At 66.1% G+C, this 13018-nt stretch carries 11 protein-coding genes, 1 tRNA gene and 1 pseudogene; 9 read left to right on the top strand and 4 right to left on the bottom strand.

Annotated elements, in window-relative coordinates; translation table 11 throughout:
- Window positions 1-98 precede the first annotated feature (98 nt).
- Window positions 99-1109: a GSU2403 family nucleotidyltransferase fold protein gene (locus tag ACK4IU_RS07810; protein ID WP_409733386.1), complete on the top strand. Its 1011-nt coding sequence runs from the start codon at window positions 99-101 to the stop codon at window positions 1107-1109.
- Between the two features lie 50 nt (window positions 1110-1159).
- Here ACK4IU_RS07810 and ACK4IU_RS07815 read toward each other — a convergent pair whose 3' ends face one another.
- On the bottom strand, window positions 1160-1984 hold the full coding sequence (locus ACK4IU_RS07815; protein ID WP_409733389.1) for an FkbM family methyltransferase: 825 nt from the start codon (window positions 1982-1984) through the stop codon (window positions 1160-1162).
- A gap of 207 nt (window positions 1985-2191) precedes the next feature.
- On the opposite strand from ACK4IU_RS07815, the gene ACK4IU_RS07820 reads away from it, so the two are divergent.
- Window positions 2192-3112 (top strand): DMT family transporter, encoded by a 921-nt coding sequence (locus tag ACK4IU_RS07820; RefSeq protein WP_409733392.1) that lies wholly within the window; start codon window positions 2192-2194, stop codon window positions 3110-3112.
- On the opposite strand, the gene ACK4IU_RS07825 is transcribed toward ACK4IU_RS07820, so the two are convergent.
- Complete coding sequence (locus ACK4IU_RS07825) at window positions 3109-3636, bottom strand: HD domain-containing protein (RefSeq protein WP_409733394.1); 528 nt, start codon at window positions 3634-3636, stop codon at window positions 3109-3111. The genes ACK4IU_RS07820 and ACK4IU_RS07825 overlap by 4 nt on opposite strands.
- Window positions 3637-3820: 184 nt before the next feature.
- The gene (gene tig, locus ACK4IU_RS07830) at window positions 3821-5155 is read right to left on the bottom strand and encodes a trigger factor (RefSeq protein WP_409733397.1); all 1335 of its coding nucleotides are present in this window, start codon (window positions 5153-5155) and stop codon (window positions 3821-3823) included.
- A gap of 276 nt (window positions 5156-5431) precedes the next feature.
- Between tig and ACK4IU_RS07835 the strand changes: the two genes are divergently transcribed.
- Window positions 5432-6490, top strand: a complete 1059-nt coding sequence (locus ACK4IU_RS07835) for a Hint domain-containing protein (RefSeq protein ID WP_409733400.1) — start codon at window positions 5432-5434, stop codon at window positions 6488-6490.
- Between the two features lie 4 nt (window positions 6491-6494).
- Here the strand turns inward: ACK4IU_RS07835 and ACK4IU_RS07840 are convergent.
- Window positions 6495-6579: transfer RNA gene (locus ACK4IU_RS07840), tRNA-Leu, on the bottom strand.
- A 236-nt stretch (window positions 6580-6815) separates the two neighbouring features.
- Here ACK4IU_RS07840 and ACK4IU_RS07845 point away from each other — a divergent pair.
- The 6 genes and pseudogenes from ACK4IU_RS07845 to ACK4IU_RS07870 form a co-directional block, all read left to right on the top strand.
- Window positions 6816-7235, top strand: coding sequence for a Hint domain-containing protein (locus ACK4IU_RS07845; RefSeq protein WP_409733403.1), 420 nt, complete (start codon window positions 6816-6818; stop codon window positions 7233-7235).
- Window positions 7236-7339: 104 nt separating this feature from the next.
- Window positions 7340-8935 (top strand): GMC family oxidoreductase, encoded by a 1596-nt coding sequence (locus tag ACK4IU_RS07850; protein WP_409733406.1) that lies wholly within the window; start codon window positions 7340-7342, stop codon window positions 8933-8935.
- Between the two features lie 103 nt (window positions 8936-9038).
- A complete protein-coding gene (locus ACK4IU_RS07855) occupies window positions 9039-10091 on the top strand; it encodes a PstS family phosphate ABC transporter substrate-binding protein (RefSeq protein WP_409733409.1) in 1053 nt (350 codons plus the stop codon).
- Between the two features lie 69 nt (window positions 10092-10160).
- Window positions 10161-11537, top strand: coding sequence for a phosphate ABC transporter permease subunit PstC (gene pstC, locus ACK4IU_RS07860; RefSeq protein ID WP_409733412.1), 1377 nt, complete (start codon window positions 10161-10163; stop codon window positions 11535-11537).
- Between the two features lie 9 nt (window positions 11538-11546).
- Entirely contained in the window at window positions 11547-12845 is a 1299-nt protein-coding gene (gene pstA, locus ACK4IU_RS07865; RefSeq protein ID WP_409733415.1) for a phosphate ABC transporter permease PstA, read from the top strand.
- Between the two features lie 13 nt (window positions 12846-12858).
- A pseudogene (locus ACK4IU_RS07870) lies at window positions 12859-13018 on the top strand (phosphate ABC transporter ATP-binding protein); the annotation flags it as partial.

Consider the following 13018-nt stretch of genomic DNA (forward strand, 5'->3'; position numbering starts at 1 on the left):
CGCATTTGTACTACATCTGAATTCTATTGTAGTACATAGATCTTGCACCTTCACCGCCCCTTATGTACTACACTGACAATCAGACGCAGTACATCACCATGCAGAGACTGAGCGCGATTGCACATTCGGCCTATCTAGACCTCCGCACCGCGCTGGAGGACGAACAGGCAAGCGACATCATTGGCACACCGCGACTGGAGAAGCGCGGAGCCAAGTCCTACTGGTATGACATGTACCGGGTCGGAAGTGACGTGAGAAAGCGCTACATCGGCGAAGATACCCCCGAAATGGCGGAAAGGATCGCCCGGCACCAGGACCTCAAGGCCGCCCGAAAAGCTCGCGCAGCCGACCGCACCCGCTTGATCCGCGTCCTGCGCGCCGAGGGGGTACGGACGGTTGATCCGGCGACCGGCTCGCTGCTCTCGGCGCTGGAACAGACGGGGGCCTTCCGCCTTGGCGGCACCATCGTCGGCACGAATGCCTTTCGCCTTTATGAGTGCGAACTCGGCATCCGCATCCAAGGCACTGAAATCATGCAGACCGGCGATCTCGACATCGCCCAGTTCGAGCGCCTCTCCCTCGCCCTTGGCGATACCGTCGAGACACCCCTCAACGAAACCTTCAAGACGCTGGACTTTGCCCCGATCCCTTCCATCAACCATCGTTCAATCTGGCGCTGGCGGCAAACCAAGTCGAACACTCTGGTCGAATTCCTGACCCCCTCCTTCCGCCCCGAGGAAGACACCCGCGACCTGCCCGCCCTCGGCGTCGCGGCCCAATCCCTGCACTTCCTCAACTACCTCATCGCCGAACCGATCAAGGCCGCCGCCATCTACCGCGCGGGCGTCCTAGTCCAGATCCCCCGGCCCGAGGCCTATGCGATCCACAAGCTGATCGTCGCCGATCGCCGCCAAGGCCCCGACCGGCTGAAGGCGCGCAAGGACATGGCCCAGGCCGCCCTCCTGATCGAGGCGCTCGCCGAGGACCGGCCCGACGAGTTGCGCGAGGCCTACGAGGACGCGCTGGACCGCGGCCCCCAGTGGCGGGCGCATATCGGCGCGACGCTGAAACGCATGCCTGAGACCGCGGCAAGGCTGGCCGCGCTTTGACCTGCAATCATCTGGTCCAGGTCATGGCCGGATGAAAGGCCGGTGGCAGGTCAGCTCCGGATCAGAATCTCCCTTGGAAACATGGAGTGGCGCTTCAGCCCGTCTTCAAGAGCATCCCTCTTGATTTCCGCGCCATCAGATCCCGCAATTCTGCGCGACCAGGGCAGGCTTTCGATGACCGACAGGTGCTGATCGACATAGATCACGGAAGCTTTCATCGGGTCGTTCGTGGCAGCTAACGAATTGCGCAGCATTCTGGGGTGAAACGAAACATAGGCGGTCACCAAGGGGTCAGCGATGATGTCGCCGATCGCGGGCAGCAACTCGTATTCGCCACCCTCGATGTCGATCTTGATGAACACCGGCTGGCCGGGTTGCCGTTCGGTTGCCAACACATCATGAAGCCGCCTTGCTTCGACCGTCCATCGGCTTGTCCGGTTGGGAAACAGGGCACTCGACATCGAATCCCCGCCCTCGCCGCGGCCGCCAAGAATGAAGGATCGTCCATCGCTGTTGATGGCGCACTGATGGAGTTCAAGCTTCTCGACCCAGACCTGGCCCCGGTTGGCGGCAACGTTTGCCTCAAGCTCGGCGAAGGCGAGCGGATCGGGTTCGAAGGCGATGCAGCGGGCGGCGCGCTGAACGCCATAGAGAGCGGTCGGGCCGATCCAGGCGCCGACATCGAGAAACAGGGACTCCCCTCCAATGAATTCATCGAAGATCGCAAAGGTCTCAGGCTCCCACACGCCACTGTTGACCCGTTTCCAGAAGCGCCGGTGGGCACCCTCTTCGACAGCGTAACTGCAATTTCCGATCGCAATCGTTCTCGGCAAGACGCCCGTCCCCTCGCTGAAGCCTTCGGGCCATCTTGCCAAGGCGCATGATGAGTGCAAGTGGCGGCGTCCGTCGCACTTCGGACGTTGCACAGTTGACCTGAGGACAGGCCGCACCCGAAGGCAGGTCCCTGGCGCGGCGTGCAGGAAAAGACGGATGCCGGAGACCGCCGCAAGGCTTGCCGCGCTTTGACCGGCCCGTGTCGGCGGCAGGCAAGCCGCGCGCCCGGCCCCGGCTAGCGTGGCCCCATGCAGCTTTCAGCCACCCAGCGCGGCATCCTTGCCCTTGTCGTCGGGATCGCGGTCTTCTCGCTTCAGGACGTGATCCTGAAGCGGCTTTCCGGCGATTATCCGCTCTATCAGGCCATGGTGATCCGCAGCCTGACGGCCGTGCCGCTGCTTCTGATCATCGTGCGCCTCATGGACGGGCGGCTGACCACCATCACCACCCCGAACTGGGCCCTGATGCTGGCGCGCGGCTTCCTCAACTTCACCGCCTATACCGCCTATTACCTGGGCCTTGCCGCCATGCCCATGGCCGACACCGTGGCGCTGTTCTTCACCGCGCCGCTTTTCATCACCATCGCCGCCGCCCTGATCTTCAAGGAGCGTATCGGCCCCTTGAACCTGATCGCGCTGGCCGCCGGATTCCTCGGCATGGTGATGATCTTCAACCCCAGCGCCAGCGTCTTCGACCCTGCGGCCCTTCTCCCCGTCCTCGGCGCCTTCGGCTATGCGCTGACCCAGCTTGCCACCCGCGTCCTCGGCCGGACGGAAACCGCGGGCGCCATGACCTTCTGGGGCAACCTGTCCTTCCTTGCCGCGGCACTCGCGCTGACCGTCGTCTTTGGATCGGGCGCGCATGACGGCGCAACGCACCCCTCGCTCGCCTTCCTGACCCGCGGCTGGCAAGAGATGCCGACCAACGACCTTCTCCTTTTCATGGCCTGCGGGCTGATCGCCTCCATCGGCCTGTCGCTCTTGACCTATGCCTACCGGGTCGCGCCGTCCTCCTCGGTCGCGCCTTTCGAGTACAGCTTCATCATCTGGGGGGTGCTCTGGGGCTGGCTCTTCTGGGCGCAGCTTCCGACCGCGCTCGCCTGGGCCGGCATCGCGCTGCTCATCGGCGCGGGGCTACTGGTCATCCGGGCCGAAGCCGCGCGGGCCTAGCCCTGCGCCAGCGCCATCCGCGCCACCCTGGCGGTCGCCGCAAAGCGGGACAGGCCGTCCGGCGGCAATCCCGGCAGGCCGGCGACCACCGCTTCGGCCCAATCGACATAGGCAGACCGGCGGGCCTGATCCCAGTGAACGGGCGGGCTCTTCGCCAGCGAGGCCACGTTGGAGATCTTGTCGCACAGCTTGACCAGCGCCGCATCCGCGTCCTTGCCCGGGGCATGCAGCACCTGCAGGCGCTTGCGTTCTGCCTTGGGCAGCGACTTGTCGTCGGTCAGGGCCGCGACGATCCGGGCAACATCCGCACCGAACTCCCGCAGGAGCGTCTCGGGCTGGACGCCGCAATCCTCGACCGTGTCATGCAGCCAGGCGGCGGCGATGGCCTCGTCGCTGCCGCCGAAGGTGCGGGTCAGGTTCGCGACCTCGGCAAGATGGGTGACATAGGGTTCCTGTGCGACCCCTTTGCGGACCTGGCCGGCGTGGGCAGACTCGGCAAACCGGTGTGCGGCATCGATCAACATATCATACCTCTCGAACGCCCTTGAAGCCGCGCAGGAGGCGCGGCCGACGGGCATGGCAATGTCAGGGAAATGGGGGCGTTTTCTTCCCCCGATGCAACAGTGCCCCGATCCGCGAGACCTGTCAATGAAAAGGCCGCACCCGAAGGCGCGGCCTGATCCTCCCCGTCGGACCCGGGTCCGCTTCTTACATCTCGTCCAGCGCCTCGACGGCCTTCTGGAGCTTTTCCTTCGAGACTTCCTTCTCGGTCACCATGGCCAGGCCCACGAGGTGATCGACCACCTTGTCCTCGAACACCGGGGCGCGCAGTTGCTGCTGCATCTGCTGGTTCTTCTGAACGAATTCGAAGAACTGCCGCTCCTGCCCCGGATACTGGCGGGCAGCGGCCAGCACGGCCTGCGTCATCTCGGCATCGCTTACCGTGATCTCGGCCTTGCGGCCGATCTCGGCCAGCAAGAGGCCCAGGCGGACGCGACGCTCTGCCAGCTTCTTGTGCTCGTCCGTGGTCTCGATGGCCCCATGGTTGTGGCCGTGCTCGTGCGGATGCTCTTCATGCCACAGCTGGTGGGCAATCTGGTTGGCTTCCGCCTCGACCAGGTTCGCGGGCAGGTCGAACTTGACCATGCCGTCCAGCTGGTCGAGCAGCGACCGCTTCAGCACCGCGCGGGCCGCACCCTTGTATTCGGCCTCCAGACGTTCGGCGATCTGCGCCTTCAGGGCCGCCAGGTCATCCGCACCGAACTTCTTCGCCAGCTCGTCGTCGATCTCGGCCGGCTTCGGTTCCTTCACCGCCTTCACGGTGCAGGCAAAGACCGCGGACTTGCCCGCCAGATGCGCGGCACCATAGTTTTCCGGGAACGACACGTTCACCGACACTTCGTCGCCGACCTTGGCACCGACCAGCTGGTCCTCGAAGCCCGGGATGAAGGATTTGGAGCCCAGGACCAGCGGATAGTCCTCGGCCGAGCCGCCATCGAACAGCTCGCCATCGACCGAGCCCTTGAAGTCGATCACCACCTGGTCGCCGTCCTTGGCCTTTGCGCCCTTCTTGCGGTCCTCGAAGGACTGGGCCGACTTCGCCAGGTTCTCCAGCGCCTCGGCGATGGCCTTGTCGTCGGCCTTCACGATCAGCCGTTCAAGCTTCAGCTTGGAGGCATCGACCTCCGGGATCGGGGGCAGAGCGTCATAGGTCATCTCGACCACGACATCCTGGCCCTCTTTCCAGGTCTCGCCGCCGACCATCTTCACTTCCGGTTGCAAGGCGGGGCGGTCGCCGGTCTTGTCGAAATGGTCCTTCATCGCCGCGTCGATGGCGTCCTGCATCGCGTCGCCCAGAAGACGCGTGCCGAACTGCTTCTTCAGGATCGCCAGCGGCACCTTGCCCTTGCGGAAGCCCTTGATCTCGACCTCGGGCTGGGCTTCCAGCAGCTTTTCCTGGACCTTCGCGTCCAGTTCGGCCGCCGTCACCGTGATGGTGTAGCCGCGCTTGAGGCCTTCGTTCAGGGTCTCGGTGACCTGCATGGGGGACGTCCTTCCTAAGATCATTCGGGCGCTTTCGCGCAATAGCTCACCCGCGCAGGGCGGAAGCCCGACGCTGTTTCCCGGGCCTCATAGCAAAGCTTGCGCGGGGACGTAAGGGGTAATCCATTGCCGGAATGCGCGGCCTGGGACGCGACATTTTGCCAGCAGAGGCAGAAAAACCCGGGTTTTGCCGCTCAGGATGCAATTTCCGTTAAGACATGGTTTGCACTTTTGCGTTAACCGACAGGCGACAAGAAGCCAAGCAGGAGCAGCCGCATGCCTGTGTATACCGTCTGGATGCTGGAAAAACAGAACATCACCGTTTCCGGTGGTGGCAGTCTGGACGGCATCACGCAGGGCGACGGATCGCATCTTGTCGGCCAGACGATCACACTGAACAACGCCAACTGGCTGCAAACCTCGATCCTCGACAACGATACCGACTTCGAGGACAACGATGGCACCCAGCAGACGCTCAGCGGCGCGCAGACGATCAACGGTGTCACCTATGCCTCGGGCACCCGGGTCGAGGCGGAGTACCACATCGTCCTGACCGATCCCGACACCGGCAAAAGCTGGACCGCCTATGCCTACAACGTGAACAACTCCTCACCGGCCTATGCGACGATCGAAGGCCTGATCCTGCGGCCCGATGTGGACGGAACCTATCCGCCTGTCGGCAAGGCGCTGACGGTCACATTTGCATCCGAGGGGCGCCGCGGGGTCGGATCAAACCTCTACGACCTGTATGACACCCCGCCTTGTTTCGTGCCGGGAACCCTGATTGACACCCCCGACGGCCCTCGCCGGATCGAGACATTGCGGGCCGGCGATCTGGTGACGGCACTCGACCACGGTCCCCGGCCCCTGCGCTGGCTGGGCCGGGCCCGGCTGACCTCGGCCGATCTTGCCGCACGGCCACAACACGTTCCGGTCCGCATCGCATCCGGATCGCTCGGGGACGTTCTGCCGCGCCGAACGCTGACCCTGTCGCCCCAGCACCGCGTCATGGTCTGCGGCTGGAGGGCAGAACTCATGTTCGGCGCGCCAGAGGTTCTGGTTCCGGCTGTCGCCTTCCTCGGGGATCGGGCGGCACGCTTGGATACGGACGGCAAGGACGTGGAGTATCTGCATCTTCTGTTCGACCGGCACGAGATCGTTATTGCCGAAGGGGTGCCGGTGGAAAGCCTGCTGCCCGACTGGCTTGCCGCGACGGACCTGCCGCCTGCGTTGCGGGCCGAACTGGGGGACCTTTTCCCCCAAGGCCCGGGGCCTGCGGATCGCCAGGCCGCGCGGCCCTGCCTCACACCTCGCGAGGCGCGGCTGGTCATCTGAGAGCTGGTGCGGGTGAAGGGACTTGAACCCCCACGCCTTGCGGCGCCGGAACCTAAATCCGGTGCGTCTGCCAGTTCCGCCACACCCGCACGCCGCGCCCTTCTAGCAAAGCCTTGCCCGGGGCGCGAGAGCCAATCGCCCCATTTGCGCCACAACCGCAGCGAGATCAGGCCACATCTGCCCAGAAATGACCGAACGAGGATCGAAAGCGGACCACAAAGCCCTGCGACTGATCGGCAAACAGGTTGGGAAAGGCCGAACCTTGGACGCCGAAGCACCATTCTCTCGATCCGCAGGCGGGGCCGGAACGCCCCCGGCACAGGGCATGCTGGCGGGAACCATGGTGCGCACGCTGGACGGGCTGATCCCGGTCGATTTCCTGACCCCCGGCGACCGCGTCGTCACCCGGGCCGGCGCGCGGCGACTGACCTCGGTCTCGGTCGTGGCGCGCAAGCAGGTCGATCTGGTGCGCATCAAGGCCTCGACCATGGGCCATGACCGGCCCGACCAGGACCTGCTCCTCTCTCCCGGCCAGCCGGTGCTGATCCGCGACTGGCGGGCCAGGGCGCTCTATGGCCAGCCCGTCGCCGCGATCCCCGCCGTGCGGCTCGCGGACGGCGAATTCGTCTGCCTCGAGACCCACCGCAACGTCCGTCTCTTCACGCTGCGCTTCGACGAGGACGAGGTGATCTATGCCGAGGGGCTGGAACTCGCCTGCCCCGCCTTCCTGGCCGAGCTTGCCTGACGCAACGTCGCGCTATGCCCTCAATGCAAAGCGGGTCAGGATCGCGCCATGTCCGGCGCCTGTCCCTGCCCTGTCCCCGTTCCTGCCGCCCGCCGGTGGCCGTCATGACCGCCTTTCACTACATCATCGTCGGCGCCGGTTCCGCCGGCTGTGTGCTGGCCAACCGCCTGTCCGCCGATCCCGCCACCCGAGTCTGCCTGGTCGAGGCCGGCCCGCCCGACCGCAACCCGATGATCCACATGCCCTTCGGCCTGGCCGCACTCGCCCACATGTGCTGGCTGAACTGGGGCTACGCGACCGATCCCGAACCGCAGCTGGCAGGCCGCCGCCTCTACTGGCCGCGCGGTCGGGTGCTGGGCGGATCGTCCTCGATCAACGCGATGATCTACATGCGCGGCCATCCTCAGGATTATCGCGACTGGGCGCGGGCGGCAGGCGATCTCTGGGACTGGCCCCGGGTCAGCCGCATCTTCCGCGAGATGGAGGACAACCGGACCCTTGCCGGCGACCTCCACGGCCGGGGCGGGCCGCTGACGGTTTCGGACCTCTGCCAGCCGAACCCGCTCAGCCGCGCCTTCGTGGCCGCCGGCGTCGCCTGCGGACTGCCCGAGTCGCGCGACTTCAACGGCCCCGCGCAAGAGGGCGTCGGGCTCTACCAGGTCACCCAGCGCGACGGCCGCCGCTTCAGCGCGGCGCGCGCCTTCCTCGACCCCGCGCGCGGGCGGCCGAACCTCACGATCCTGACCCGCGCGCAGGTGCGGCGCGTGCTGTTCGACGGCCGCCGCGCAACCGGAGTTGACCTCGGCGACCGCGGCCTGACGCTGGCCGAGGGCGGCGAGGTGATCCTGTCGGGCGGGGCGATCAACTCGCCGCAGCTTCTCATGCTGTCGGGCATCGGTCCCGGCGCGGAGTTGCAGGCCCTGGGCATCCCCGTCCTGCACCACGCGCCCGAGGTCGGGGCCAACCTCGCCGATCACCTCGACATCGCGGTGCAGGCCGCTCTGAATGGCCGCGAGGCGATCGGCATCGCGCCCTCCTTCCTGCCCCGCGCGGTCCGCGCCGCCTGGGCCTGGCTGCGCCACGGGACGGGCGAGTTCACCTCGAACGTGGCCGAGGCCGGTGGATTCGCGGCCTCCCACCCCGACCGCGACCGGCCGAACCTGCAATTCCACTTCATTCCCGCCTATCTCCACGACCACGGCCGCCGGCTGTCGCTCGGCTACGGGCTGACGCTGCATGTCTGCGACCTGTTGCCGAAAAGCCGGGGCCGCATCCGGCTTGCCAGCCCCGACCCGCTGGCCGCCCCCCGGATCGCGGCCAACTACCTGTCGCATCCCGACGACCTGCCGACGCTCCTCGCCGGCCTGAAACTTGCCCGCCGCATCACCGGGGCGCCGCCGCTGGCCCGCTTCATCGCCCGGGAAACCCTGCCCGGCCCGGATGCGAGCTCGGACGCGGCGCTGACGGACTTCATCCGCACCCGGGCCGAGACGATCTACCACCCGGTCGGCACCTGCCGCATGGGGCGCGACCCCGCTTCGGTCACCGATCCCGAAGGCCGCGTGCGCGGGGTCGAGGGGCTGCGCGTCGTCGATGCCTCGCTGATGCCGCAGATCATCGCGGGCAACACCAACGCCCCCACGATGATGATCGCCGAAACCATCGCGCGGGCCATGCGCGGACCGGCGCACGCCATCTGACTGTCATCCAGTTTTTACACTCCTGCAATCTAAGCGTCATGCGACCGGACTACAGCCGACATACGCTGCCAACCACGGCCGCACGTTTTGCAGGAGCGCATCCATGAAAACCATCCACCTGTCCGCTTCGGTCCTGGCGCTTGCCGCCATGGCCACGATGGCCGAAGCCCGCGACCAGATCCGCATCGTCGGGTCCTCGACCGTGTTCCCCTACACCCAGGCGGTCGCCGAAGAGTTCGCCAACCAGGGCGGCGCTGCCCCGGTGGTCGAATCGACCGGCACCGGCGGCGGAATGCAGATCTTCTGTGGCGGTGTCGGCGCGGATCACCCCGACATCACCGGTGCCTCGCGCGCGATGAAGAAGTCGGAATACGAACTCTGTGCCCAGAACGGCGTGACCGACATCACCGAAGCCCTGATCGGTTACGATGGCCTGGCCATCGCCATCAGCCGCGCGAACGAGACCGACTGGAACCTGACGCTCGAGCAGGTCTACAAGGCGCTTGCCGCGAAGGTTCCGGTTGACGGCGCCCTCGTGGACAACCCCTACAAGAAGTGGTCGGACGTCGATGCTTCGCTGCCCGACACGCCGATCCTCGCCTACGGCCCGCCGCCCACCTCGGGCACCCGTGACGCCTTCGTCGAACTGGCGATGCACAAGGGCTGCGAGTCCACCGACTACGCCAAGAAGCTGAAGGAAACCGCTTCCGAAGACGACTACAAAAAATTCGTCGAGGAAGACTGCTCTCGCATGCGTCAGGACGGCCTGTTCGTCGAAGCGGGCGAGAACGACAACCTGATCGTGCAGCGACTGGAAGCCGACCCGAACGCTGTCGGCATCTTTGGCTACTCGTTCCTCTACGAGAACCTGGACAAGCTGAAGGACGTCAAGATCAACGGCGTCGAGGCCAACCAGGACACGATCGCCACGTTCGAATACCCGATCTCGCGTCCGCTGTTCATCTACGTCAAGAACGCGCACCGCGGCGTGATCCCGGGGCTGAACGAGTTCCTGGCCACCTATGCCTCGGACGCGGCCATGGGTGCCGGCGGCTATCTGGAAGAGCGCGGCCTGGTGGTTCTGGCCGATGACAAGATCAAGGAAGTCCAGGACGCCCTGACGAACGCCGTCAATATGGCGGCGCCCGAGAAGTAATCTCGGCATTAAGAACCGGCCCGGGGGATGCGTCTCCCGGGCCTATTCCCTTTCCAGACGGGGATCGTCGTGACCGGTCTTGCCTTCCTCATCCTATTCGTCGCCGTGCTCGCGGGATATGTGTTGAACCGCATGGCGGCCTCGCAGATCCGCGCCGGCGGTGGCAAGCTCCACTCGCTGACCGGCTTTCATGGCCTCTATTCCGCCCTCATCGTCGGCGTGCCCGGTCTGATCGTGATCCTCCTGTGGCTTGCTTTCCAGGGTCCGGTGATCGACCGCTCGGTCATGGCCGGCCTGCCTGCCGACAAGCTCTCGGGCCTCGACAGCGGCGCCGTTTCGCTGGTTCTGGCCGAGATCAAGTCCATCGCGCGCGGCCAGGTCTTCGGCACGCCCGAGGACTGGAAGCTTGCCGCCGCCCGGACCATGGCAGAGCGCACCGCCTCGGCGCGGCTGGCGCTGGTCGTGGTGATCGCGGTCCTCTGCACCGCCCTGATCGCCTTCTCCCGCTCCCGCGTGTCGGCCGAATTCCGGGCCCGCCACGGGGTCGAGCGGATCGTGCTGGGGCTGATGATCTTCTGTTCCACCATCGCGATCTTCACGACGCTGGGGATCGTCCTGTCGCTGGTCTTCGAAAGCATCAAGTTCTTCCGCATGGTGCCGGTCAGCGAATTCCTCTTCGGCCTGCGCTGGGAGCCGCAGATCGCGATCCGGGCCGACCAGGTGGCCGGCCAGGGCGCATTCGGGGTGATCCCGGTGGTTCTCGGTTCAGTCGTCATCATGATGATCGCGCTGATCGTCGCTGTGCCGACGGGGTTGTTCTCGGCGATCTACCTGAACGAATTCGCCTCGCCCCGCGCCCGCAACATCATCAAGCCGCTGCTCGAGATCCTCGCCGGCGTGCCGACCATCGTCTATGGCTTCTTCGCGATCCTCGTGGTCGCTCCCTTCCTGCGCTCGGCCGGGGCGTCCTCCGGGCTGGACGTGTCGCCCAACACCGCGCTGGCGGCGGGCATCTGCATGGCGATCATGCTGATCCCGTTCATCTCCTCCTTCACCGACGACGCGCTGTCGGCGGTGCCGCGGTCGCTGTCGGACGGCTCGCTTGCGCTGGGGGCGACGCGGGGCGAGACGATGATGAAGGTGCTGTTCCCTGCCGCGATCCCCGGCATCGTCGGCGGCATCCTCCTGGCCGTCAGCCGCGCCATCGGCGAGACGATGATCGTGGTCATGGCCGCCGGCATCATCGCCAAGCTGACGATCAACCCGCTCGACTCGGTCACCACCGTGACCGTGCAGATCGTGACCCTGCTGATCGGCGACACCGAGTTCGACAACCCCAAGACGCTCGCCGCCTTCGCGCTCGGCTCGCTCCTCTTCGTCATCACGCTCGGTATCAACATCCTCGCGCTCCGCGTCGTGCGGAAGTACCGCGAACTCTACGACTAGGGGCCGGACATGTCGGACATCACCAATACCCCCGCCTCGCCCGCCCGGGCCTTCGACTGGAAGGCACCCGACTATCAGGACCGGATCCGCCGCCGCCGCCGCAGCGAACTGTGGCTGCGCAATGCGGGGCTGGTGTCGATCACCCTCGCGCTGGGGTTCCTCGCGCTGATGCTGGCCGCGCTGACGGTCACCGGCTACAAGGCCTTTACCCAGACCCATGTCCAGCTGAACGTGCCGATCCCGGCCGACCTGGTTGATGCCAACGACATTGCAGGCAGCAACTGGCGCCGGGTCATGCAGGGCGCCATTTCGGCCGAGTTCCCGGATCTGGAAGGCCGCGCCCTGCGCGACATCACGGCCATGCTGTCGGACGGCGCGCAATTCCGTGTGCGGGACATGGTGATCGCCGACCCCTCGCTGATCGGCAAGTCCGTTGCCGTCACCGTTCCGATGTCCGACCCCTTCGACCAGCTCGCCAAGGGCCTGGTCGATCGCGCGACGCCCGAGGCAAACCGCCGCGTCAGCGACGCCCAGATCGCCGCCTTTGACAAGCTGGCGGCCGAGGGCCGGATCTCGCGCCCCTTCAACACCGCCCTCTTCACCAACGCCGACTCGCGCTTTCCCGAACTCGCCGGCCTGAAGGGCGCCTTCGTCGGCACCTTCTACCTGCTCCTCGTCTGCTTCGGCATCGCCCTGCCCGTCGGCATCGGCGCCGCGATCTACCTGGAGGAGTTCGCGCCCAAGACCCGGCTCAGCGACCTGATCGAGGTGAACATCAACAACCTCGCCGCCGTGCCCTCGGTCGTCTTCGGCCTCCTGGCGCTGTCGGTCTTCCTGAACTGGTTCGGGCTGATGCGCGGCTCGCCGCTGGTCGGGGGCATGACGCTGGCGCTGATGTCGCTGCCCACCATCATCATCGCTACCCGCGCCGCGCTGAAGGCCGTGCCGCCCTCGATCCGCGAGGCCGCGCTCGGCATCGGCGCCTCGCGCCAGCAGGTCGTCTTCCACCACGTCCTGCCCCTGGCCATGCCCGGCATCATGACCGGCACGATCATCGCCATGGCCCAGGCCATCGGCGAGACGGCGCCGCTCCTGCTGATCGGGATGAACGCCTTCATGACCTCGGCGCCGGCAACTCCGTTCGAAAGCGCGACGACGCTGCCCACCCAGATCTACATCTGGGCCGACAGCCCGGAACGGGGCTTCGTCAGCCGCACCTCGGCCGCGATCCTGGTGCTCCTGGCCATTCTTGTCCTGATGAACGGCCTGGCCATCTGGCTGCGCCGCAAGTTCGAACGTCGCTGGTAAGGATATGGACGCCATGAACGACATGACCCGCACAGGGCTGCACACCGACACCGCGACGGCGAAGATCTCGGCGCGGGGGGTGCAGGTCTATTACGGCCAGAACCACGCGCTGAAGGACGTGGACGTGGACATCCGGGACCGGGCGGTTACGGCCTTCATCGGGCCTTCGGGCT

The organism is Tabrizicola flagellatus (genome assembly GCF_046295235.1).
Classification (GTDB): domain Bacteria; phylum Pseudomonadota; class Alphaproteobacteria; order Rhodobacterales; family Rhodobacteraceae; genus Tabrizicola; species Tabrizicola flagellata_A.